At 61.0% G+C, this 22,695-nt stretch carries 20 protein-coding genes; 7 read left to right on the top strand and 13 right to left on the bottom strand.

The features are described from left to right. Window positions 1-143: 143 nt before the first annotated feature. Together recJ and PSH86_RS05370 are read right to left on the bottom strand one after the other, a co-directional pair. The gene (gene recJ, locus PSH86_RS05375) at window positions 144-1,853 is read right to left on the bottom strand and encodes a single-stranded-DNA-specific exonuclease RecJ (protein WP_109753654.1); all 1,710 of its coding nucleotides are present in this window, start codon (window positions 1,851-1,853) and stop codon (window positions 144-146) included. 159 nt (window positions 1,854-2,012) lie between these two features. Continuing rightward, window positions 2,013-2,555, bottom strand: a complete 543-nt coding sequence (locus tag PSH86_RS05370; protein WP_109753653.1) for a YaeQ family protein — start codon at window positions 2,553-2,555, stop codon at window positions 2,013-2,015. A 147-nt stretch (window positions 2,556-2,702) separates the two neighbouring features. Between PSH86_RS05370 and PSH86_RS05365 the strand changes: the two genes are divergently transcribed. Beyond that, window positions 2,703-3,902 carry a CaiB/BaiF CoA-transferase family protein gene (locus PSH86_RS05365; RefSeq protein ID WP_232200675.1) on the top strand — a complete coding sequence of 400 codons (1,200 nt, stop codon included), beginning with the start codon at window positions 2,703-2,705 and terminating at the stop codon, window positions 3,900-3,902. A 408-nt stretch (window positions 3,903-4,310) separates the two neighbouring features. On the opposite strand, the gene PSH86_RS05360 is transcribed toward PSH86_RS05365, so the two are convergent. The 11 genes from PSH86_RS05360 to ffh all read right to left on the bottom strand — a co-directional run bounded on the left by PSH86_RS05360 (window position 4,311) and on the right by ffh (window position 14,819). Continuing rightward, on the bottom strand, window positions 4,311-4,598 hold the full coding sequence (locus PSH86_RS05360; RefSeq protein WP_109753651.1) for a DUF3509 domain-containing protein: 288 nt from the start codon (window positions 4,596-4,598) through the stop codon (window positions 4,311-4,313). 184 nt (window positions 4,599-4,782) lie between these two features. Continuing rightward, window positions 4,783-6,153 (bottom strand): transporter substrate-binding domain-containing protein, encoded by a 1,371-nt coding sequence (locus PSH86_RS05355; protein WP_116831532.1) that lies wholly within the window; start codon window positions 6,151-6,153, stop codon window positions 4,783-4,785. 119 nt (window positions 6,154-6,272) lie between these two features. Continuing rightward, window positions 6,273-7,682 (bottom strand): threonine synthase, encoded by a 1,410-nt coding sequence (thrC, locus tag PSH86_RS05350; protein WP_109753649.1) that lies wholly within the window; start codon window positions 7,680-7,682, stop codon window positions 6,273-6,275. A 106-nt stretch (window positions 7,683-7,788) separates the two neighbouring features. Next, window positions 7,789-9,093 carry a homoserine dehydrogenase gene (locus PSH86_RS05345; protein WP_003198098.1) on the bottom strand — a complete coding sequence of 435 codons (1,305 nt, stop codon included), beginning with the start codon at window positions 9,091-9,093 and terminating at the stop codon, window positions 7,789-7,791. Between the two features lie 132 nt (window positions 9,094-9,225). Further along, window positions 9,226-9,957, bottom strand: a complete 732-nt coding sequence (locus PSH86_RS05340) for a DsbC family protein (protein ID WP_063322825.1) — start codon at window positions 9,955-9,957, stop codon at window positions 9,226-9,228. A 262-nt stretch (window positions 9,958-10,219) separates the two neighbouring features. Further along, window positions 10,220-11,116 (bottom strand): site-specific tyrosine recombinase XerD, encoded by an 897-nt coding sequence (gene xerD / locus PSH86_RS05335; protein ID WP_116831531.1) that lies wholly within the window; start codon window positions 11,114-11,116, stop codon window positions 10,220-10,222. 131 nt (window positions 11,117-11,247) lie between these two features. Further along, entirely contained in the window at window positions 11,248-11,598 is a 351-nt protein-coding gene (gene rplS / locus PSH86_RS05330) for a 50S ribosomal protein L19 (protein WP_003175895.1), read from the bottom strand. A gap of 45 nt (window positions 11,599-11,643) precedes the next feature. Continuing rightward, window positions 11,644-12,417: a tRNA (guanosine(37)-N1)-methyltransferase TrmD gene (gene trmD / locus PSH86_RS05325; RefSeq protein ID WP_170845966.1), complete on the bottom strand. Its 774-nt coding sequence runs from the start codon at window positions 12,415-12,417 to the stop codon at window positions 11,644-11,646. Continuing rightward, a complete protein-coding gene (gene rimM, locus PSH86_RS05320; RefSeq protein WP_053182269.1) occupies window positions 12,399-12,935 on the bottom strand; it encodes a ribosome maturation factor RimM in 537 nt (178 codons plus the stop codon). The genes trmD and rimM overlap by 19 nt, the downstream gene beginning before the upstream one ends. A gap of 5 nt (window positions 12,936-12,940) precedes the next feature. Next, entirely contained in the window at window positions 12,941-13,192 is a 252-nt protein-coding gene (gene rpsP, locus PSH86_RS05315) for a 30S ribosomal protein S16 (RefSeq protein ID WP_003198088.1), read from the bottom strand. 250 nt (window positions 13,193-13,442) lie between these two features. After that, window positions 13,443-14,819: a signal recognition particle protein gene (gene ffh / locus PSH86_RS05310; RefSeq protein ID WP_060739058.1), complete on the bottom strand. Its 1,377-nt coding sequence runs from the start codon at window positions 14,817-14,819 to the stop codon at window positions 13,443-13,445. 206 nt (window positions 14,820-15,025) lie between these two features. Here ffh and PSH86_RS05305 point away from each other — a divergent pair, with 206 nt between their 5' ends. From PSH86_RS05305 to PSH86_RS05280, 6 genes are all read left to right on the top strand, one after another. Continuing rightward, a complete protein-coding gene (locus PSH86_RS05305; protein ID WP_109753647.1) occupies window positions 15,026-15,838 on the top strand; it encodes an inner membrane protein YpjD in 813 nt (270 codons plus the stop codon). Between the two features lie 12 nt (window positions 15,839-15,850). Beyond that, on the top strand, window positions 15,851-17,092 hold the full coding sequence (locus tag PSH86_RS05300) for an HlyC/CorC family transporter (RefSeq protein ID WP_305488351.1): 1,242 nt from the start codon (window positions 15,851-15,853) through the stop codon (window positions 17,090-17,092). 396 nt (window positions 17,093-17,488) lie between these two features. After that, window positions 17,489-18,802, top strand: a complete 1,314-nt coding sequence (locus PSH86_RS05295; RefSeq protein ID WP_109753644.1) for an MFS transporter — start codon at window positions 17,489-17,491, stop codon at window positions 18,800-18,802. A gap of 154 nt (window positions 18,803-18,956) precedes the next feature. Continuing rightward, a complete protein-coding gene (gene lon / locus PSH86_RS05290) occupies window positions 18,957-21,374 on the top strand; it encodes an endopeptidase La (protein WP_109753643.1) in 2,418 nt (805 codons plus the stop codon). Between the two features lie 216 nt (window positions 21,375-21,590). Further along, window positions 21,591-21,983 carry a protease inhibitor I42 family protein gene (locus PSH86_RS05285; RefSeq protein ID WP_116831528.1) on the top strand — a complete coding sequence of 131 codons (393 nt, stop codon included), beginning with the start codon at window positions 21,591-21,593 and terminating at the stop codon, window positions 21,981-21,983. A gap of 2 nt (window positions 21,984-21,985) precedes the next feature. Continuing rightward, on the top strand, window positions 21,986-22,621 hold the full coding sequence (locus PSH86_RS05280; protein WP_109753641.1) for a lysoplasmalogenase: 636 nt from the start codon (window positions 21,986-21,988) through the stop codon (window positions 22,619-22,621). Window positions 22,622-22,695 lie beyond the last annotated feature (74 nt).

Genomic DNA, 22,695 nt, shown 5'->3' with positions numbered 1-22,695 from the left:
TGGGCTGCGCAGCAGCCCCTAAATATTCCTGCACCGCATTTCCTCAGCCAAACGGCGCTGGCCGGTTCCACGACTGCTTCGCAGCCGAGCGGGGATAAATCCCCTCGCCACAAGTGCTATCACCTGATAGATAACACTTGTATCTACCGCGGCTCGATATGGGCAATCATCAACTGCACCGTTTCCTGGCCGCGGAACTCGTTGAGGTCGAGCTTATAGGCCAGTTCCACCCAGCGCACGGTGGGGTTCGGCCAGATCTCGCGGTCGATGCCGAAGGCGATGCCATCAAGCTTCACCGAACCGCATTCGCTCTTGAGCACCACCTTCAGGTGCCGCTCGCCCACCACCCGCTGTTCGACCAACTGGAACACGCCGTGGAACATCGGCTCCGGGAAATGCTGGCCCCAGGGCCCGGCGTGACGCAGCGCCCGGGCCAGTTCCAAGTGGAATTCCTCCACCGCCAGGGTGCCGTCCGACAACAGCCGACCGGTCAGGTCTTCTTCGCGCAATTGCCGGCGCACTTCCGCGTCGAACGCCTCGGCGAACAATGGGAAATTCGCTTCTGGCAAGGTCAGGCCCGCCGCCATGGCGTGACCGCCGTACTTGCTGATCAGGGTCGGATGCTGCGCCGCCACCACGCTCAGCGCATCGCGGATGTGAAAGCCCGGCACCGAGCGACCCGAGCCCTTGAGCAAACCGTCGCCGGCATCGGCAAAGGCGATGGTCGGGCGGAAATAGCGCTCTTTCATCCGCGAGGCAAGGATACCGATCACGCCCTGGTGCCACTGCGGATCGAACAGGCACAAGCCGAATGGCATCGACTCCACCGGCAGGTCCTTGAGCTGGGCCAGGGCTTCGCGCTGCATGCCCTGCTCGATGGATTTGCGGTCCTGGTTCATGCCGTCCAGTTGCGCCGCCATCTCCCGCGCCAGGGCGGCATCGTCGGTGAGCAGGCACTCGATACCCAGGCTCATGTCGTCCAGGCGCCCCGCCGCATTCAGACGCGGACCGAGGATAAACCCGAGGTCCGTGGAGGTAATGCGCGAATGGTCACGCTTGGCCACTTCGAGAATGGCCTTGATCCCGGGACGGGCACGCCCAGCACGAATCCGCTCCAGGCCCTGGTGCACCAGAATGCGATTATTGGCGTCCAGGGGCACCACGTCAGCCACGCTGCCCAGGGCCACCAGGTCCAACAGCTCACCAATGTTCGGCTGGGGTTTGCTGGTGTACCAACCCAGGCTGCGCAGACGGGCACGCAACGCCATCAGCACGTAAAAAATAACCCCGACACCCGCCAGCGCCTTGCTCGGGAATTCGCAGCCCGGCTGGTTCGGATTGACGATCGCATCGGCCAGCGGCAGTTCGAGGCCCGGCAAGTGGTGGTCGGTGACCAGCACCTTGAGCCCCGCCGCTTTCGCCGCCGCCACACCTTCCACGCTGGAGATGCCGTTGTCCACGGTGATCAGCAACTGCGGCTCGCGAGTCAGCGCGACTTCGACGATTTCCGGGGTCAGCCCGTAGCCGTATTCGAAGCGGTTGGGCACCAGATAGTCGACATGGGCCGCGCCGAGCAGACGCAGCCCCAGCATGCCGACGGTGCTGGCGGTCGCGCCATCGGCATCGAAGTCACCGACGATCAGGATGCGCTGGCGTTCTTCCAGCGCCGTCACCAGCAGATCCACCGCGGCGTCGATCCCCTTGAGCTGCTGATAAGGAATCAAGCGCGCCAGGCTCTTGTCCAGTTCAGCCTCGGACTGCACGCCACGCGCTGCGTACAGGCGGGTCAACAGCGGCGGCAGGTCACCGAGAAATGGCAGGGTGTCGGGTAACTGGCGGGGTTCTATGCGCATGGGGGAACGGACATTTCTCTATTTTTTGGAATCCTGGACTGTGGCGAGGGAGCTTGCTCCCGCTGGGCTGCGTAGCGGCCCCCTTTTGTGGGTGCTGCGCACCCAAGCGGGAGCAAGCTCCCTCGCCACAATGAGTTCACTCAATACCGGGTCAATGGCTCAACCACGCTCGCCCAGCAGCCATTGCAGTTGGACTTCATGCTGACCGCGGTCGTCGGTCACGAAAATCGTACCCTCGCTGATCATCACGTCCCACTTGATCACGCGAGGCATGTCCTGGGCCAGGGTTTCCAGCACTTCCTGAGGCACGGCGGCGATGTTGACGTTCTTCAGGTTTTTGACGGCCGGGATCACCTTGCCTTCCCACACTCGCAGGCTGCCGTAGGCCAGCAGGCTGGTACGCTCGGTGCGACGCGAACACCAGGTCAGGCGATCGGCGTCAGGCTGGCCGACTTCGATCCAGTGTAAAACACGGTCATCCAGGCTTTTTTCCCACAGCGCGGGTTCATCGACGTCTGACAGACCACGACCAAACGCCAGCAGCTCGTTGTACCAGAACGCGTAAGCCAACAGGCGCACGGTCATGCGCTCTTCGGTCTCAGAAGGATGGCGGGCGATGGTCTGCTTCACATTCTCATACACACTGCGGTCGAGGTCGGTGAGGTTCAGTTCAAACTTATAAGTCGTGGACGGCTGGGCCATGAACGGGCTTCTTGATACGAGGAAAGGCGGCAAGTCTAACCGATGACACGGGCAATCCACGAATTGCCGACCATCAACCTGCGGCGACCAGCCTTGGCCTATGATAAAACGCTCTATTCGTTCTGCCTTTGTCCTACAGGATCTGTCATGTCGCTTACTGCCAAACCCCTTGCCGGCGTCAAAGTCATCGAACTTGGCACCTTGATCGCCGGTCCCTTCGCCTCGCGCATCTGCGGCGAATTCGGCGCCGAGATCATCAAGGTCGAATCGCCCGACGGCGGTGATCCGCTGCGCAAGTGGCGCAAGCTGTACGAGGGCACCTCACTGTGGTGGTTCGTCCAGGCACGCAACAAGAAGTCCCTGACCTTGAACCTCAAACACCCCGAAGGCCTGGCGATCCTGAAAAAACTGCTCGGCGAAGCCGACATCCTGATCGAGAATTTCCGCCCAGGGGTGTTGGAAAAGCTCGGCCTGGGCTGGGATGTCCTGCATGCACTGAACCCGAAACTGGTGATGGTGCGGCTTTCGGGCTTCGGCCAGACCGGGCCGATGAAAGATCAGCCAGGATTTGGCGCGGTGGGCGAATCCATGGGCGGCCTGCGCTACATCACCGGCTTCGAGGATCGCCCGCCCGTGCGCACCGGGATTTCCATCGGCGACTCCATCGCCGCCCTCTGGGGCGTGATTGGCGCATTGATGGCCCTGCGTCACCGCGAGATCAACGGCGGAACCGGGCAAGTGGTGGACGTGGCCTTGTACGAGGCAATTTTCGCCATGATGGAAAGCATGGTGCCGGAATTCGACGTGTTCGGATTCATCCGCGAACGCACCGGCAACATCATGCCCGGCATCACCCCCTCGTCCATCCACACCAGCGCCGACGGCAAGCACGTGCAAATTGGCGCCAATGGCGACGCGATCTTCAAGCGTTTCATGCAAATCATCGGCCGCGACGACTTGGCCAACGACCCGCAACTGGCCAGCAATGATGGCCGTGACGAGCGCCGTGATGAGCTGTACGGGGTCATTGATCGCTGGGTCAACTCATTGCCGCTCGATACTGTCATCGACCAATTGAACCAGGCCGAGGTCCCGGCCAGCCGGATCTTCAGTGCCGAGGATATGTTCAGCGACCCGCAATTCCTGGCCCGTGAAATGTTCCTGCAGGCCAAGCTGCCGGACGGCAAGGCGTTCAAGATGCCGGGAATCGTACCGAAGCTTTCCGACACCCCGGGCACCTCCGAATGGGTCGGACCAGCGCTGGGGGAACACAACGCCCTGGTGCTCGGCGAGCTGGGCTACGACGCGCAGCAGATCGCCAAGCTGCGCAGCGACGGCGCCATTTGATGCACCATGCTGCGAGCGAAAACCGGCGGTCCACTGAAAATCAACTGTGGGAGGCGAGCTTGCTCGCGATAGCGTCGGTTCAGCCGACTTGATGTTGACTGGCACACCGCAATCGCGAGCAGGCTCGCTCCCACAATGGGATTGGTGTACGACCGGGAGAACCAGGCCGGCTGTCAGGCCGCCTTCGCGAGCAAGCTCGCTCCCACAAAGACTCCAGCACCTGCCCCAACACGCTAAAACGTAAACGCCAGGCAAAAAGAAACCCCGAGAAGTGGGGAGACAACTCGGGGTTAAACGTGACCATTCAAGGTCCGTACAACAAGCGACAAGCACCGGAGCACAATGCTCGCTCTTGTTGGTAAAGAGTCTGACTCATTAGGCAGTAGGAAGGTTCCCACAAAATCCCGGTCAATTCGCCGCGCCCATGACCTTGTCGCGCGCCAGATTACGCAGCGCCGCAATCACACAAGGCTCCAGGCGGCCCTCGGCAATCAGCACATCGCGATGCAGGCCATCGACCACATCCGTCAACTGACGCTTGTCGGTCAATTGGGCCTGATTGAACACTCGCTCGACCATAATGGCCCCGGAGGCATTCTTCAGCGTTACCAGGCATTCGCCCTTGGCGCCGGAGGGAGTCAGCGTGACCTGATACGGGCTCAAAGCCTCACCCAGCAATAGGCTGATACTTTCCATTCGCTCACCCTTCAATAGTCCGAAAACAACTGCATGTTCACAGTAAGTGACCGTGGGCCGCAGCAGAAAGTTCGTCAGCGCACCGAACCGGCACGCCTTCAACCTGTTCAACCGAGCATGCGCGTCCAATATGACAGGCAAACAACAGCTTTCTCTAGCAGCCTTTGCGTGGTGACGGTCGGCATCAAGCCATGAACCTGTCGCAACGGCGCAAACGCCGCCCGACATCGGACCAGCCCCCCAGGATGCCGCGCAATTGCCCATCGGCCCCATAGAAAGGCACCGACCAATGATAGATTTCCCGCAATTGGCCGCTGAACATCAATTGCCGGTCGAAGAACCGAGACTGGCCAGTGCGCAATTGCTCCATCACCTCCCCATGCAGCAACTGCGCGGTGGCTGGCGGGAATGCTGCCGAATCCGTCAGCCGCGTGCCCCGAAGCTTTTCGAAGCGGGTCGCAAACTGGTCCTCGTAGCTTTTGTTGCACATGATCAGGCGCCCCTCCAGATCACGGATGAAAATCGGGTCGGGAATGGCATCCATCAAGGCCCGCTGGAGCATCAACTGGTCCTTGAGAACCGCTTCGGCCTTGAGGCGTTGATCGATCTGAATCTGCAGGCGGCGGTTCCACAGCAGGGACAAGAGGCCAAAGACCACGACCACGGTCACACACCAGTAACCCCATCGAGACAGCCGCTCCCAGATCGATGGCGCCTGGACCGGCGTAATGCCGGCCATCCACTTGGTGCGCAGCGCGCGCATGTCCTCGGCCGGAAAAGCTTCCAAGGCTTTATTCAAGATGCTCAACAGCGCGGACAGGTCCTGGCGTACCGCCAGGTAGTCCGGTTCCCACTTGCCCTCGAGGCCGCTGCCTACCTGCAATTGCCCGGCTGGATAGAGATGCACCCCGGTTTCATTTTCGATGGTGGCATAGGCTTCCCGGCTCTCTACCAGCGCCCGCGCCTCACCATAGGTCTTGGTCGTACGCAATTTGATCGCCGGGTAATCGCGCCTGATTTCCGCTTCCAATGCATGCCGTGCCGGCAATGCCAGGACCTTCCCTTCAAGCTGCTCCAGCGAATGAAGAGACGATTCCCCGTCACGGCCGACGAATACCCAGCCGGAACCGCCGAATGCATGACTGAAACTCAGAAAATCCCTACGTTCTTCATTCATCGCCAGCAGGGTCGTCATGTCGGCCTCGCCATTCTCCAGCATCGTCAGCAACTCGCCGGGGGAGAACGACTCCCGATGCACGAACTCAAGGCCGGTCATTTGCGCGATGCGCTGGAGAATGTCGTGGTTCAGTCCGTTCCACTGCCCCTGTTCATTCTTGAACAGGTACAACGGAAACTGCATCGTCGCCACGATGACCCTGGGGTTCTCCTTGATCCACTTCAATTCCTGCGCATCCAGCATCAGGCGCTCGCCAGGATTGAACGGCGGCGTTTCGAAAGCCGCCAACTGCGCCGCGTTCCCCCCCTGCACCGAGTACATCAGCGCCAGGCCCATTACCCAGCCCAAGGCGGGCTTGCCTTTGATAAAAAACGACATCTGCATTTCCTTCGAGATGACTCGCCCGTTCCTCCAAGGGCGAAACCCGACCAGTTTGGCATGCAGAAACAAGAAAGCCCGTCAGGAGACGGGCTTCAAAATGTGACAGATTTACGCGGTCAGAGCGGCTTGCCGCGGTTGCCATGCTGGCTGACAAAGGCCTGCACGGCCTTCAAGTCGTTAGGCAACACGGTGCAACGCTCATCTCGTTCAAACAAATCAGAAAGATGCGCAGGTAGTTCGAGCGCTTTTCCTACACCTGCTTTCTCCACCGCTTCCGGGAACTTGACCGGGTGAGCCGTGCCCAGGATTACCATCGGGATGTCCAGGCTGCGACGGCACTCCCGGGCGGCCCTGACGCCGATGGCCGTGTGCGGATCGAGCAGTTCACCGCTCTGACCGAACACCTCGGCGATGGTTTCGCAGGTCTGTTCATCGTCCACGGCCAGGGAATCGAACAGCTTGCGGGCTTCGGTCCAGCGCTCAGGCTCGACGCTGAAACCACCACCCTGGCGGAAGCTGTCCATCAGGCCGGCAATGGCCGCACCATTGCGACCGTGCAGGTCGAACAGCAGGCGCTCGAAGTTCGACGACACCATGATGTCCATCGAAGGCGACAGCGTGGCGTGCAGGGTTTCCTTGACGTACTGGTTGCCGCTCATGAAGCGGTGCAGGATGTCGTTGCGGTTGGTGGCGACGATCAATTGATTGATCGGCAGGCCCATGTTGCGCGCCAGATAGCCGGCGAAGATATCGCCGAAGTTGCCGGTCGGCACCGAGAACGACACCGAGCGGGCCGGGCCGCCCAATTGCAGGGCCGCGTGGAAGTAATAAACGATCTGGGCCATGATCCGCGCCCAGTTGATCGAGTTCACCGCCACCAACCGCGTGCCCTTGAGGAAGCTCTGGTCGGCGAAACTGGCCTTGACCATTTCCTGGCAGTCATCGAAGTTGCCTTCGATGGCGATGTTGTGGATGTTATCGCCAAAAATCGTCGTCATCTGCCGACGCTGCACTTCCGAGACCCGGTTGTGCGGGTGCAGGATGAAAATGTCGACGTTCTCGCAATGCTTGCAGCCTTCGATGGCCGCCGAGCCGGTGTCGCCAGAGGTGGCACCGACGATCACCACACGCTCGCCACGCTTTTGCAGCACGTAGTCCAGCAGGCGACCGAGCAATTGCAGAGCGAAGTCCTTGAACGCCAGGGTCGGGCCGTGGAACAGCTCCATGACCCATTCGTTACCGTTGAGCTGACGCAGCGGCGCGATGGCGTTGTGGGAAAAGACGCCATAGGTCTCTTCCAGGATCTTTTTGAAATCGGCGTCCGGGATGCTGCCGGTGACGAACGGGCGCATGACCCGGAACGCCAGCTCGTGATACGGCAGGCCGGCCCAGGAAGCGATTTCTTCCTGGGTGAAACGCGGCAGGTTTTCCGGCACATAGAGGCCGCCGTCGGTAGCCAGGCCGGCCAACAGGACATCTTCGAAATTCAGGGCCGGTGCCTGGCCGCGGGTGCTGATATAGCGCATGGGGCAAACCTTCGGTTTGGGCTTCAAGCGTTAGAAGTTGCAAGCTACACATCAAAGGCACGTTTGCCTTCGTTCGCGGCCTGCAACTTATCCGCTTGCCGCTAAATTAATTCAAATGTTCAACGCGGATACGGACCACCGGGCCAACGACCCCCTGGAGCGCTTCCAGCGCCGCAATCGCATCGTTGATGCGCTGCTCGACCACACGGTGGGTCAGCAGGATCATCGGCACCAGGCCGTCGTGTTCCTCGACTTCCTTCTGCATGATCGACTCGATGTTGATACCGCGTTCCGAGAGGATACTCGCCACTTGGGCCAGCACGCCCGGATGGTCCTTGGCCTGGATACGCAGGTAGTAGGAGCTTTCGCACGCTTCGATCGGAAGAATCGGGTGAGCCGACAGCGAGTCTGGCTGGAAGGCCAGGTGCGGCACACGGTTTTCCGGGTCCGAAGTCATGGCGCGAACCACGTCCACCAGGTCGGCAATCACCGAAGAGGCCGTCGGTTCCATGCCCGCACCAGCGCCGTAGAACAACGTCGAGCCGGAGGCATCACCGTTGACCATCACCGCGTTCATCACGCCGTTGACGTTGGCGATCAGGCGATCGGCCGGGATCAAGGTCGGGTGCACACGCAGCTCGATGCCGTTGGCGGTGCTGCGCGCCACGCCCAAGTGCTTGATGCGATAGCCCAGGGCTTCGGCGTAGTTCACGTCAGCGGTGGTCAGCTTGGTAATGCCTTCGGTGTACGCCTTGTCGAACTGCAATGGAATGCCAAACGCAATGGAGGCCAGGATCGTCAGCTTGTGCGCTGCGTCGATGCCTTCCACGTCGAATGTCGGATCCGCCTCGGCGTAGCCCAAGGCCTGAGCTTCGGCTAGCACATCCTCGAAGGTGCGACCCTTTTCGCGCATCTCGGTGAGGATGAAGTTGCCGGTGCCGTTGATGATCCCCGCGACCCAGTTGATACGGTTGGCCGACAGGCCTTCGCGGATCGCCTTGATCACCGGGATGCCCCCGGCCACGGCGGCTTCGAAAGCCACGATCACGCCCTTCTCCCGGGCCTTGGCGAAAATTTCATTACCGTGAACAGCGATAAGCGCCTTGTTCGCGGTGACCACATGCTTGCCATTCTCGATGGCCTTGAGTACCAACTCGCGGGCAACGGTATAGCCGCCCACCAGCTCTATGACGATGTCGATCTCAGGGTTCGTGGCCACTTCGAAGACATCGTTGGTAATCGCAATACCGGTCGTCTGGAACTGAGGCTTTGGCGTGCGCATGGCAATTTGTGCCACTTCGATCCCACGCCCGGCACGACGAGCAATTTCCTCGGCGTTGCGCTGAAGTACGTTGAAGGTGCCGCCACCGACGGTACCTAACCCACAGATGCCTACTTTGACCGGATTCACTCTTGACTCCCCATGAAACGGCCGACGCAAGGTCGGCCGTGAAATACAGCCGCGCAGCAACGCGACTTTTTGTTTAACGGCCCGACGAAGGTTTTCGCCGAGCCGTGATCTTCAGAAGCGAATCGCCCATGATCATTTCGCGCCCAATGCCAGTTTGGCGACTTGTGGCGCCGGCTGGTAGCCCGGAATCACCTGGCCGTCGGCCAAAACGATGGCCGGCGTACCGTTCACGCCAATGGACTGGCCCAAGGCGAACTGCTTGGAGACCGGGTTCTCGCACTTGGCGGCCTTGATTTCCTTGCCATCGACCATCTTGTCCATGGCCGCTTTCTTGTCCTTGGAGCACCAGACCGCCTGCAACTGCTCATCGCCCGGCGAGCCCAGGCCCTGACGCGGGAACGCGACATAGCGCACTTCGATGCCGCGCTTGTTCAGCTCGGGCACTTCGGCGTGCAGTTTGTGGCAATACGGGCAGGTGGTGTCAGTGAACACCGTGATGTGGGACTTGGTTTCGCCAATCGCCGGATAAACCACGGTTTCTGCGACTGGAATGCCGTTGATCAACTTGGAAATGCCCTGGCGCTCGGTCATTTCGGTGAGATTGACCGGCTTGCCATCCTTGAGCTCGAACAGGTTGCCCTGGACGATGTACTGACCGTCGGCGCTGGCGTAAAGCACGCGGCTGCCCTTGAGCTTGACCTCATACAGGCCGGCCATGGGGCTGGCCGAAATGGTTTCGATCGGCACTTCGAGCTGAAGGTTTTCCAGGCTCTTGCGGATAGCCTTGTCGGCCGCGTCGTCGGCGATGGCAAAGGTACTGGCCAACGCAATGGCGGCGGCGGTGAACATCTGGATCAAACGCATGGGGACTCCTGAGGCGAACAAATGAGACGGGAAACGCCGACCCGCAGATTCGGGTTCCAACCGCCCACTGTGCAAACCGACAAAGCCTACCACATAAGGCTCGCGTGACCGAATGCCGCTGACGCAAGACATTGGTGGCGGCTTTTCCGTGGGAGCGGGCGTGTGGGAGCAAGGCTTGCCCACGATGGCCGCGCCGCGGTGTAACAACGGAGCCGCGTTATCGTTCATCGCGGACAAGCCTTGCTCCCACAGGGGATTTTATTCAGCCACGCGGGTGATGCCTGGCATGCAGATCCTGCAACCGCGCCCGGGCAACGTGAGTGTAGATCTGGGTAGTGGACAGGTCGCTATGGCCGAGCAACATCTGCACCACTCGCAGGTCGGCGCCGTGGTTGAGCAGGTGCGTGGCGAAGGCGTGGCGCAAGGTGTGGGGCGAGAGGGACTTGTTGATCCCGGCCACCTTGGCCTGGTGCTTGATACGGTGCCAGAAGGTCTGGCGGGTCATCTGCTCGCCGCGCAGGCTGGGAAACAGCACGTCGCTGGGACGCCCGCCCAGCAGTTCATGGCGGGCATCGCGCATGTAGCGCTCGACCCAGACAATCGCTTCCTCCCCCATCGGCACCAGGCGTTCCTTGCTACCTTTGCCCATCACCCGCAGCACACCCTGGCGCAAATTGACCTGCTCCAGCGTCAAGCTGATCAACTCGGTGACACGCAGGCCGCAGGCATACAGGACTTCCAACATGGCCCGGTCGCGCTGACCGATGGCTTCGCTGAGGTCGGGCGCCGCCAGCAACGCTTCCACATCGGCTTCCGACAGGGATTTGGGCAACGGGCGCCCCAATTGCGGCATTTCCACGCGCAAGGTCGGGTCCACCGCAATCAGCTTTTCCCGCAGCAAGTAGCGATAAAACCCACGCAAACCGGAGAGAAACCGCGCGGTCGAGCGTGGTTTGTAGTTCTGCTCCAGGCGCCAGGCCAAGTGATCGAGGATCAACTCCCGGCCGGCATTGACCAGCTCCAGGTGGTTTTCCTGCAACCAGCCGTTGAACAGCGCCAGGTCGCTGCGATAGGCATCGCGGGTGTTATCGGACAGCCCCTTCTCCAGCCACAGGGCGTCGAGAAACTGGTCTATCAGCGGATGATCGATGGCTGGCATAAAGACTCTTGAAGGATGCGGGCACACGGCATCGAAAGGGGAAATGAAGCCATGCAGGGTGCTCAAAGCGCAAATCGCAGGCAACAAAAAAGCAGCCCGCAGGCTGCTTTTTTTTGCATCGGAAGCTGGACTTAAGCCAGTTTTTCCTTGATGCGAGCTGCTTTACCGGACAGGTCACGCAGGTAGTACAGCTTGGCTTTACGCACGTCGCCGCGACGTTTCACAGCCATGCTGTCGATTTGCGGGCTGTAGGTCTGGAAAGTACGCTCTACGCCGACACCGTTGGAGATTTTACGAACGGTGAATGCACTGTTCACGCCACGGTTACGCTTGGCGATAACGACGCCTTCGAACGCTTGCAGACGGGAACGGTCGCCTTCCTTCACTTTCACCTGAACGACAATGGTGTCGCCCGGGGCAAAGGTAGGGATTTCTTTGGTCATCTGCTCTGCTTCGAGTGCAAGGATGATTTTGTTAGTCATGCTGTGCTCCTAAGGCAAGTCGTCGGACTCACCATCGATACGTTGTTAACTATCGTCCCGCTCGCGGATGTATTCCTCGAGCAGCTTCTTCTCTTCTCCAGAAAGCGAGCGGCTTTCCAGAAGATCGGCGCGTCGTTCATAGGTCCGACCAAGGGACTGCTGTAAACGCCAACGCCGGATGTGCGCGTGGTTGCCACTTAGCAACACGTCGGGAACACGCTGATCCGCATACACCTCCGGTCGGGTGTAGTGCGGGCAATCCAGCAGACCATCCGTAAAGGAATCTTCCTCAGCGGAATCTGCATGCCCTAAAGCTCCAGGCAGCAGTCGTGTAACCGCATCGATCAGGACCATCGCCGGCAGCTCGCCGCCAGACAGTACATAGTCGCCAATCGACCACTCTTCATCGACATGAGCTTCAATGAAACGCTCGTCAATGCCTTCGTAACGGCCGGCAATCAGGATCAATGCATCCGAATTCGCCAGCTCGCGTACCGCCGACTGAGTCAGCTGGCGGCCTTGGGGCGACAGGTAGATCACCTTCGCGCCCTCCCCGGCTGCGGTTCTGGCCTGAACCAGAGCGTCTTCCAGGGGCTTGATCTTCATCACCATGCCCGGACCACCGCCAAACGGGCGATCGTCCACAGTGTGATGTCGATCCGTGGTGTAGTCCCGCGGATTCCAACAAGTGAGCTGCAACAGCTCCTGTTTCACCGCGCGGCTGGTTATGCCGTACTCGCTGATGGCGGAAAACATCTCGGGAAACAATGTGATGACTTCAACGCGCAAATTAGCCACGTTTAGAAATCCGCATCCCATTCCACCTTCATCTCGCCTGCGGCAAGGTCGACGGCCAACACGCATTGCTCGGTATAGGGCAACAGGCGTTCGCGATCATCCAGGCTGCCGACGCAAGGCTTGACCACCATGACATCGTTCGAACCGGTCTCGAGCAGGTGATCGATTTTCCCGAGCAATTGCCCGAGGTGGTCGATGACCTTCAGACCCACCAGCTGGTACCAGTAGTACTCGCCGTCGGTCAGTTCAGGGAACAGGTTGCGCGGCACGCAGATCTCATAACCGGCCAGAAGACGCGCTTCTTCACGATCATCGAGACCCTTGAGCTTTGCGACCAGGAACTTGTCGTTCCCACGTCCGCTGACCAGCTCCACCTGTTTCACGCTACCTTCGCGCTTGAGCGTCCAGGTTTTGTAGTCCAACAGGTTCTTGATCGGATCAGTAAAGGAATACACCTTCACTTCGCCGCGAACGCCATGTACAGAATAGATCTTGCCGACAACGATCAAATCACCGGCATCTTTTGGCGTCGCGTTCATATTGCTCAGGCCGCAGCCTTAGCCGATTCCTTCAACAACTGAGCAACGCGCTCAGAAGGTTGTGCACCAACGCTCAGCCAGTAGGCTACGCGCTCTTGGTTCACGGACAGACGAACTTCCTGACCACGGGCAACAGGGTTGAAGAAACCAACCTGCTCCTTGTGGGAACCGTCACGCGGGTTGCGGCTGTCGGTTACGGTCAGGTGGTAAAACGGGCGCTTTTTGGAGCCGCCAAGGGCAAGACGGATTGTTAGCATGTGAACATCGTTCCTGTAGTCGGTGCTGCAAATCTAAATGCACAGCGGGCATAGGTGCCCGAAAGGCCGCATATTCTAAGGAATATCCGGCCTTTTGCAAATGTCTTTTTCCGGCGCCTGGGCCGTGCGATCAAGATTTGCCATGGAGCCGTCATGAAAAACGGCAGGTCAGCTCCCGTGCAGCACGGGTTTGCTGGAGATCCCCGCATCCGTGCGGGGCAACGCCGACATGACAGCCGGCGCAGATTCTTTACATTTTCGGCATGCCGCCGCCGGGCAACATACCGCCCATGCCGCGCATCATCTTGGCCATCCCGCCCTTGGCGGAGAATTTCTTCATCATCTTCTGCATCTGCTTGTGTTGCTTGATCAAGCGACCGATGTCCTGCACCTGGGTGCCGGAACCCATGGCGATACGACGCTTGCGCGAACCGCTGATCAGCTCAGGGTCGCGGCGCTCGGCCGGGGTCATGGAGTTGATGATGGCTTCCATCTGCTTGAACTGCTTTTCAGCCGCGCCCTGGGCATTGCCCATCTGCGCCAGGTTCACGCCACCGATGTTCGGCAGTTTGTCCATGAGCCCGCCAAGACCGCCCATGTTCTTCATTTGTTGCAGTTGGTCGCGGAAGTCCTCGAGATCGAAGCCCTTACCCTTCTTCAGCTTCTTGGCCAGTTTGTCGGCCTTGTCCTTGTCGAGGGTCTGCTCGGCCTGCTCGATCAGGCTGAGCACGTCGCCCATGCCCAGGATCCGCGAAGCGATACGCTCAGGGTGGAACGGCTCGAGCGCTTCGCTCTTCTCGCCCATACCGATGAACTTGATCGGCTTGCCGGTGATGGCGCGCACCGACAGCGCGGCACCGCCACGGGCATCGCCGTCGACCTTGGTCAGGATCACGCCGGTCAACGGCAGTGCGTCACCGAACGCCTTGGCGGTGTTGGCCGCGTCCTGGCCGGTCATGGCATCGACCACGAACAGGGTTTCCACCGGGTTGATCGCGGCATGCAACGCCTTGATCTCGCCCATCATCTCTTCATCGATGTGCAGGCGACCGGCGGTATCGACGATGACCACGTCGATGAATTTCAGTTTTGCTTCTTTAATAGCCGCCTGGGCGATGTCCACCGGCTTCTGGCTCAGGTCGGACGGGAAGAACGTCACGCCGATATCGTTGGCCAGGGTTTCCAGCTGCTTGATGGCCGCCGGACGATAGATGTCCGCGGACACCACCATCACCGACTTTTTCTTGCGCTCTTTAAGGAAGCGCGCCAGCTTGCCGGCCGTCGTGGTCTTGCCCGCGCCTTGCAGACCTGCCATCAGCACCACCGCTGGCGGTACGGCGGCGAGGTTCAGGTCTTCGTTGGCGGCGCCCATGAGGCTTTCGAGTTCGGCCTGGACGATCTTCACGAACGCCTGGCCCGGCGTCAGGCTGCGCGACACTTCGGTGCCGACGGCGCGTTCCTTGACCGAATTGACGAAGTCCTTGACCACCGGCAGGGCGACGTCGGCTTCGAGCAACGCCATGCGCACTTCGCGCAGGGTGTCTTTGATGTTGTCCTCGGTCAGTTTCGCCTTGCCGGTGACATGGCGCAGCGTCTGCGAGAGACGGTCGGTTAGGTTTTCAAACATGCGCGATCCTTTCAGGCCCAGATGAGACCGGGATAATGGCGGCCCAGACCGTGAAAAATGTGCTCGGCGAGCCTGCGGCGTGGGCAGGTCGCGGATTATAGCGAAGAAGCGGGCGACGTACACCTTACTGTCAGTTGCGGTGGTCTTTCGTGCGGAGGGGGTTCTATGCCAAACTCAGCGCCTTTCGGGCTTGCCTAACAGGATTTATGCTCCCCTTGTCACCCAGCTTGTTTGCCACGCTCGCCGCCGCTTGCCTTTATGCCGCTGCGACCCTCTATCAAGGCTCACGCCTGGCCACCGGTGCCAAGGCGAACAAACGCCTGCTGGTCACGCTTGGCGTGCTGGCGGTGCTCGGCCATGCGGCCAGCCTTTATACCCACCTGATGACGCCGATCGGCCTGGGCCTGGACTTTTTCAACGCCGCCAGCCTGATCGCCGTCGCCGTGATCGCCCTGACACTAGTGGCCTGCTCGCGCATCCCGGTGGAAAACCTGCTGGTGCTGCTGTTCCCACTGGGGCTGGCCACGGTGCTACTGGCGCAGTTCGCGCCGTCGGGTACAGTGCAGATCATTGATGAAGAGCCGGGCATCCTCGCCCACATCCTGCTGTCGATCCTGGCCTATGGCCTGTTCACCATCGCGGTGTTCCAGGCCCTGCTGCTACTGGTGCAGGACCATCAGCTCAAGAACAAGCACCCGTCCGGGCTGATCCGCAATTTCCCGCCGCTGCAAACCATGGAGAGCCTGCTGTTCGGCTTCCTCTGGGCCGGTTGGGGCTTGCTGTCACTGTCGCTGATCTCCGGCTGGTTGTTCGTCGAGAACCTGTTCGCCCAGCACCTGGTGCACAAGACCCTGCTCGCCTGCCTGGCATGGATAGTCTTCAGCGTGCTGCTGTGGGGCCGCAACCGCCTCGGCTGGCGCGGGCACAAGGCGATTCGCTGGACCCTGGCCGGTTTCTGCCTGCTGATGCTCGCGTACTTCGGCAGCAAGCTGGTCCGCGAATACATCCTGCATGTGTGACGGACGGCCCTGATGGATACGTTGCCCGTGGCGCCGCTGTTTGCCGTGCTGGTGGTGCTGATCCTCTGGTCGGCCCTGTTCACCGCGATCGAAGCCGCCCAGCAACACCTGCTGGCCCAGCGTACGGCCTCGCGCGCCACTGACAAACCGCTGGCGACGCTGACATTCCCGCTGGCCAGCCTGATCCTGTGCAACACCCTCTGCCGTACCCTGGCCGTGGTCATCGGCACCTTGCTGGCGATTTTTACCTGGCTGGAAAACGGCCCCTGGGTGGCCTGGCTCGGCACCAGCGCCGCCCTGCTGGTGTTTGCCGACTACCTGCCGCGCACCTTGGCCACTCGCCAGCCCGAAGCGGTGCTGGCACTGGGCAACACCTTGCTGGGCATACCGTTGAAGATCCTCTATCCGTTTGCCTGGCTGTTGAATGGCGCCAGCCAATTGCTGCTGCGCCCATTTGCCCGCAAGGCCAGCATGGTGCAACAGAGCGACGACGAAATGCCCGCGCCACCGCGTAGCGAGCATGAACCGGAGCACAACAGCGGCCGACTGCACCCGATTTCCGGCATCCACGCCCTGGACAACATCACCGTCAACGATATCCTCGTGCCCCGCAGCGAGGTCGATGGCATCAACCTCGACGACCCCATCGGCGAGATCATCGAACAGCTACGCCTGAACCGTCGTACCCGCCTGCCGGTGTTCCACAGCGACATCAACCAGGTCGAAGCGGTGCTCAACACCCGCCAGATCCGCCACCTGCTGGCGGACGCGAGCCTGACCAAGGAAGCGCTGCTGACCGCCTCTCACGAGCCCTACTTCGTGCCCGAGAGCACACCACTGCAGCTGCAATTGCTGAATTTCCACAAGCAGCAGCGGCGCCTGGGCATGGTGGTGGACGAATACGGCGAAGTGCTGGGCATCGTCACCCTGGAAGACATCCTCGAAGAAATCGTCGGCGAATTCGAAAGCGAGCACAGCCTCGACAATCCCCATGTCCATCCCCAGCCCGATGGCCGCCTGATGATCGATGGCGCGGCGTCGATTCGTGAGTTGAACAGGACCCTGGGCTGGCACCTGCCTTGCGACGGCCCCAAAACCCTCAACGGGCTGGTGACCGAAGCCCTGGAAACCATTCCCGAAAGCCCGGTATGCCTGAAGATCGGGCGGTATCGACTGGAAATCATCGAGACCGTGGACAACCGTGTGAGCCAGGTGCTGGCGTGGCATAACAGCTCGGTGCCGGTGGTGCTCTAAACACCGTCTTCGTGGCGAGGGAGCTTGCTCCCGCCGGGCTGCGCAGCAGCCCCAAAGCAGCAATCCAACCCGCCTGACACACCGAGCTGTCAGGTCTCAGGGCCGCTTCGCAGCCCAGCGGGAGCAAGCTCCCTCGCCACAAAAGCTCAGCGCACGCTTCAATATTGTGTGCGGGCTCTCTTGTTGATTCGTTAGCCCCCTTCCTATACTCAAGCCGCTTACCGAACCCTGCGTCTACCCTGCACTCAGCCGGTTCCGGCCCGACCATCGGCGAAATCCGCATCAGCCCTGCGACTGTTCCTACCCGAAACAGCGAAAGGGTACCCGCCCACATCCCTGGGCGTTCGACCATAATAATTCGCTCCAACGGAGCACATGACTGTCAGGGATAACCGCATGACGACCACTACCTGCAACGAGGCTGTGCCTGTCCAGCCGACAAATTCCGCCACCCGCGTGGCGACCGCAAGCTTCATCGGCACCGCCATCGAGTTCTACGATTTCTACGTCTATGCCACGGCGGCGGCCCTGGTGATCGGGCCGGTGTTCTTCCCGCAAACTTCTGGCACGGCACAGATGCTGTCGTCTTTCCTGACGTTCGGCATCGCCTTCCTCGCCCGGCCGCTGGGCTCGGCGCTGTTCGGCCACTTCGGCGACCGGATCGGGCGCAAGTCCACGCTGGTGGCGTCCCTGCTGCTGATGGGGGTGTGCACCACGCTCATCGGCGTGCTGCCCGGTTATGCCAGCATTGGCGCCTGGGCACCGGTCCTGCTGTGCCTGCTACGTTTCGGCCAGGGCCTGGGCTTGGGCGGTGAATGGGGCGGGGCGGCGCTGCTTGCCACCGAGAACGCACCCAAAGGCAAGCGTGCCTGGTTCGGCATGTTCCCCCAGTTGGGGCCGTCCATCGGCTTCCTGGCGGCCAACGGGCTGTTCCTGACCCTGGCCATGAGCCTGGACGATGAGCAATTCCGCTCCTGGGGCTGGCGGATTCCGTTCCTGCTCAGCGCCGTGCTGGTGATCGTCGGCCTCTATGTGCGGCTCAAGCTCCATGAAACCCCGGTATTCGCCAATGCCATGGCCCGCCAGGAGCGGGTCAAGGTGCCGTTGGTCGAGCTGTTCAGCCAATACTGGGCGCCGACGCTGCTGGGCGCGGCGGCGATGGTGGTGTGTTACGCGCTGTTCTATATCTCGACGGTGTTTTCCCTGAGCTACGGCGTGTCCACCCTCGGCTACAGCCGCGAGACCTTCCTGGGCCTGCTGTGCTTCGCCGTGCTGTTCATGGCCGCCGCTACCCCCCTGTCGGCCTGGGCCAGCGACCGCTACGGCCGCAAACCGATATTGATCCTCGGCGGTGTGCTGGCAATTGCCTCGGGTTTCCTCATGGAACCCTTGCTGACCCACGGGTCGACCGGGGGCGTGGCACTGTTCCTGTGCATCGAGCTGTTCCTGATGGGTGTGACCTTTGCCCCCATGGGCGCCTTGCTCCCGGAGCTGTTTCCGACCCACGTGCGTTACACCGGCGCCTCGGCAGCCTACAACCTGGGCGGTATCGTCGGTGCCTCGGCCGCGCCGTTCTTCGCCCAGAAACTGGTGGCGATGGGCGGTTTGAGCTATGTCGGAGGCTATGTTTCAGCAGCCGCGCTGCTCAGCGTGATCGCCGTGCTGTGCCTGAAGGAGACGCGCCACAACGACTTGAACCGGGTCGCCTAGGTTGAGGCCCGTGGCGAGCGCTGCATGCCTCGCCACGGGAAGCTGTCGCAAGCCTGAACACCCGCCAATGAAATAACCGCTAACAGTCGCTTACCATTGAAACCACCCCCCACCTGCCCCATCTAAGACCCATACCCCATTGCGCAGGTGCCCCATGAGCGACCAGCACTCTACTGAAGCCACTCACGATTACGACGCTGACTCCGAACACATCGAACACACCTCGTCCGGTACCGGCCTGGCCCTGCCTGGCCAGAACCTGCCGGACAAGGTCTATATCATCCCCATCCACAATCGCCCCTTCTTCCCGGCCCAGGTGTTGCCGGTCATCGTCAACGAAGAACCGTGGGCCGAGACCCTGGAGCTGGTGGCCAAGTCCGAACATCACTCCCTGGCACTGTTCTTCATGGACACGCCCCAGGAAGACCCGCGCCATTTCGACACCTCGAAACTGCCGCTGTACGGCACGCTGGTAAAGGTGCACCACGCCAGCCGGGAAGGCGGCAAACTGCAATTCGTCGCCCAGGGACTGACCCGCGTGCGTATCCGCACCTGGCTCAAGCACCATCGCCCACCGTATCTGGTGGAAGTCGAATACCCGCACCAGCCGAGCGAGCCGACCGACGAGGTCAAGGCCTACGGCATGGCGCTGATCAACGCGATCAAGGAACTGCTGCCACTCAACCCGCTGTATAGCGAAGAGCTGAAGAACTACCTCAACCGCTTCAGCCCCAACGACCCATCGCCACTGACCGACTTTGCCGCCGCGCTCACCTCCGCCACCGGCAGCGAACTGCAGGAAGTGCTCGACTGCGTGCCCATGCTCAAGCGCATGGAAAAAGTGCTGCCGATGCTGCGCAAGGAAGTCGAAGTGGCGCGGCTGCAGAAAGAGATTTCCGCCGAGGTCAACAACAAGATCGGCGAGCATCAGCGCGAGTTCTTCCTCAAGGAACAGCTCAAGGTCATCCAGCAGGAACTGGGGCTGACCAAGGACGACCGCAGCGCCGATATCGAACAGTTCGAGCAACGGCTGGAAGGCAAGGTGCTGTCGGCCCAGGCGCAGAAGCGCATCGAAGAGGAGATGAACAAACTCTCCATCCTGGAAACCGGCTCGCCGGAATACGCCGTTACCCGCAATTACCTGGATTGGGCAACCTCGGTGCCGTGGGGCGTGTACGGCCAGGACAAACTTGACCTCAAGCATGCCCGCAAGGTTCTCGACCAGCACCACGCCGGCCTGGACGACATCAAGGACCGTATCCTGGAATTCCTCGCCGTCGGTGCCTACAAAGGCGAGATCAGCGGCTCTATCGTGTTGCTGGTGGGCCCGCCGGGCGTGGGCAAGACCAGCGTCGGCAAGTCCATCGCCGAGTCCCTGGGGCGGCCGTTCTACCGTTTCAGCGTTGGCGGCATGCGCGACGAAGCCGAGATCAAGGGCCATCGGCGCACCTACATCGGAGCCCAGCCGGGCAAGCTGGTACAGGCGCTAAAAGACGTCGAGGTGATGAACCCGGTGATCATGCTCGATGAGATCGACAAGATGGGCCAGAGCTACCAGGGCGACCCGGCGTCGGCCCTGCTCGAGACCCTCGACCCGGAACAGAACGTCGAATTTCTCGATCACTACCTGGACCTGCGCCTGGATCTGTCGAAAGTGCTCTTCATCTGCACCGCCAACACCCTGGACTCGATCCCCGGCCCCTTGCTGGACCGGATGGAAGTGATCCGCCTGTCGGGTTACATCACCGAAGAAAAAGTCGCCATCGCCAAGCGCCACTTGTGGCCCAAGCAGTTGGCCAAGGCCGGCGTGTCCAAGGGCAGCCTGAGCATCAACGACAGCGCCCTCAAAGCCCTGATCGACGGCTACGCCCGTGAAGCCGGGGTGCGGCAGTTGGAGAAACAACTGGGCAAACTGGTGCGCAAGGCGGTGATGAAGCTGATCGACGACCCCAAAGCGGTGATCAAGCTCGGGCCGAAAGACTTGGAGGCCTCCCTGGGCAAACCGGTGTTCCGCAACGAGCAGGTGTTGTCCGGCGTCGGAGTGATTACCGGCCTGGCCTGGACCAGCATGGGCGGCGCGACCTTACCCATCGAGGCAACGCGCATCCACACCCTCAATCGCGGTTTCAAGCTGACCGGGCAACTGGGGGACGTGATGAAAGAGTCGGCGGAAATCGCCCACAGCTACGTCAGTTCGCACCTGAAGCAATTCGGCGGCGATCCGAAATTCTTCGACGAGGCCTTCGTTCACCTGCACGTACCGGAAGGCGCCACGCCCAAGGACGGCCCGAGCGCCGGGGTCACCATGGCCAGCGCCCTACTGTCCCTGGCCCGTAACCAGCCACCGAAAAAAGGCGTGGCCATGACCGGCGAACTGACCCTTACCGGGCATGTACTGCCGATCGGCGGCGTGCGCGAAAAAGTGATCGCGGCGCGGCGGCAGAAAATCAATGAACTGATCCTGCCGGAAGCCAACCGGGGCAATTTCGAAGAATTGCCGGACTACCTCAAGGAAGGCGTCACGGTGCACTTTGCCAAGCGGTTTGCGGATGTGGCCAAGGTGCTGTTCTGATAGAACTGTAGCGCTTATGCGGGCCCCATCGCGGGCAAGCCTTGCTCCCACAGGGTTTAATGCCGCTCACAGAGTCAGTGTGCGACAAAGATCCATTGTGGGAGCAAGGCTTGCCCGCGATAGCATCATCAGCGACAGCACTTCCTCAGCTGACACACCTAGTAGCATCTTCGGTTATGCTCGCCGTTCGTCGTGAATGCCGGAGTCATCACCCTTATGTCCATCACCCGCCTGCTCATCCCCTTGAGCCTCGCCCTGCTGAGCGCCTGCGCCACGCAAAGTGGACGCAACGTGACCGTGGAAAAACTGAGCCAGTGCCCGGTGCGGCTCAATAACGGGCAGAACCTGATTTTGAGCTTGCCGAGCAACCCCACCACCGGTTATCGCTGGGCGATCCAGGATTCGGCCGGCGGCGTGCTCAAAGGCCTGGGCCCCGAGGTTTATCGCAACCCGGAAGACGCCGGCATCGTCGGCGCCGCCGGGGTCTCGACCTGGCGCTTCCAGGCGTTCAACGCCGGCACTGGGCGTCTGCGCCTGACTTATCAACAGCCCTGGGCTCCGGAAGTACCGCCCGTGGAAACCTTCGACTGCGCCATTGCGGTGAATTGACCGTGGGTTGGCTGATCCTTGCACTGATGGGCGCAGCCACTTACCTGTACGGCCTGGCCATGCACGCCACGCTGCTGTGTCTGCTGGTCAAGCCTATGCCGGTGCTGGCCCTGCTCGGTTGGCTGCACGATGCGCCGCCAGGCGAGTATCGGCGCTGGATCAGCCTCGGGCTGATTTTTTCGCTGGTGGGCGATGTGCTGCTGGCCTGGCCGGGGGATCTGTTCGTGTTCGGCCTTGGCGCGTTTCTGCTGGCGCACCTGGCTTACCTGAAAGCTTACCTGAGCGACTGTCACCGCCCGGCGCTGCTGCCATTGGCCCTGGCCTTGGGCATCGGCGCAGTGCTGTTGGGGATACTGCTGTCGAGCGGTCTCGGGCCGTTGCTGGTGCCGGTGATTGTCTACGGCCTGGCTATCAGCGCCATGCTCTGGCGAGCCCTGGCACGGTTGGGTACCGAGGTGCCGAAACGCTCGGCCTGGCTGGCCGCCGCCGGGGCGCTGGCCTTTGTGTTTTCCGACAGCCTGATCGGCATCAACCGGTTCATACAGCCCTTCCATGCCGCGCCTTATCTGATCATCATCAGTTATTGGCTGGGCCAATGGGGCATCACGGCGTCAGCGTTCCCGCAAAAGCAGCGCTGAACAAAGATCAATGTGGGAGCGAGCAAGCTCGCTCCCACCGGTTTTTTGGTTAAAATGCCGGCCTTTTCACCACC

It is taken from the genome of Pseudomonas sp. FP2300, from assembly GCF_030687595.1.
Lineage (GTDB): Bacteria > Pseudomonadota > Gammaproteobacteria > Pseudomonadales > Pseudomonadaceae > Aquipseudomonas > Aquipseudomonas bijieensis.
Note: the sequence above shows the minus strand (reverse complement) of the source record. Positions and strands in the feature narration are given on the sequence as shown.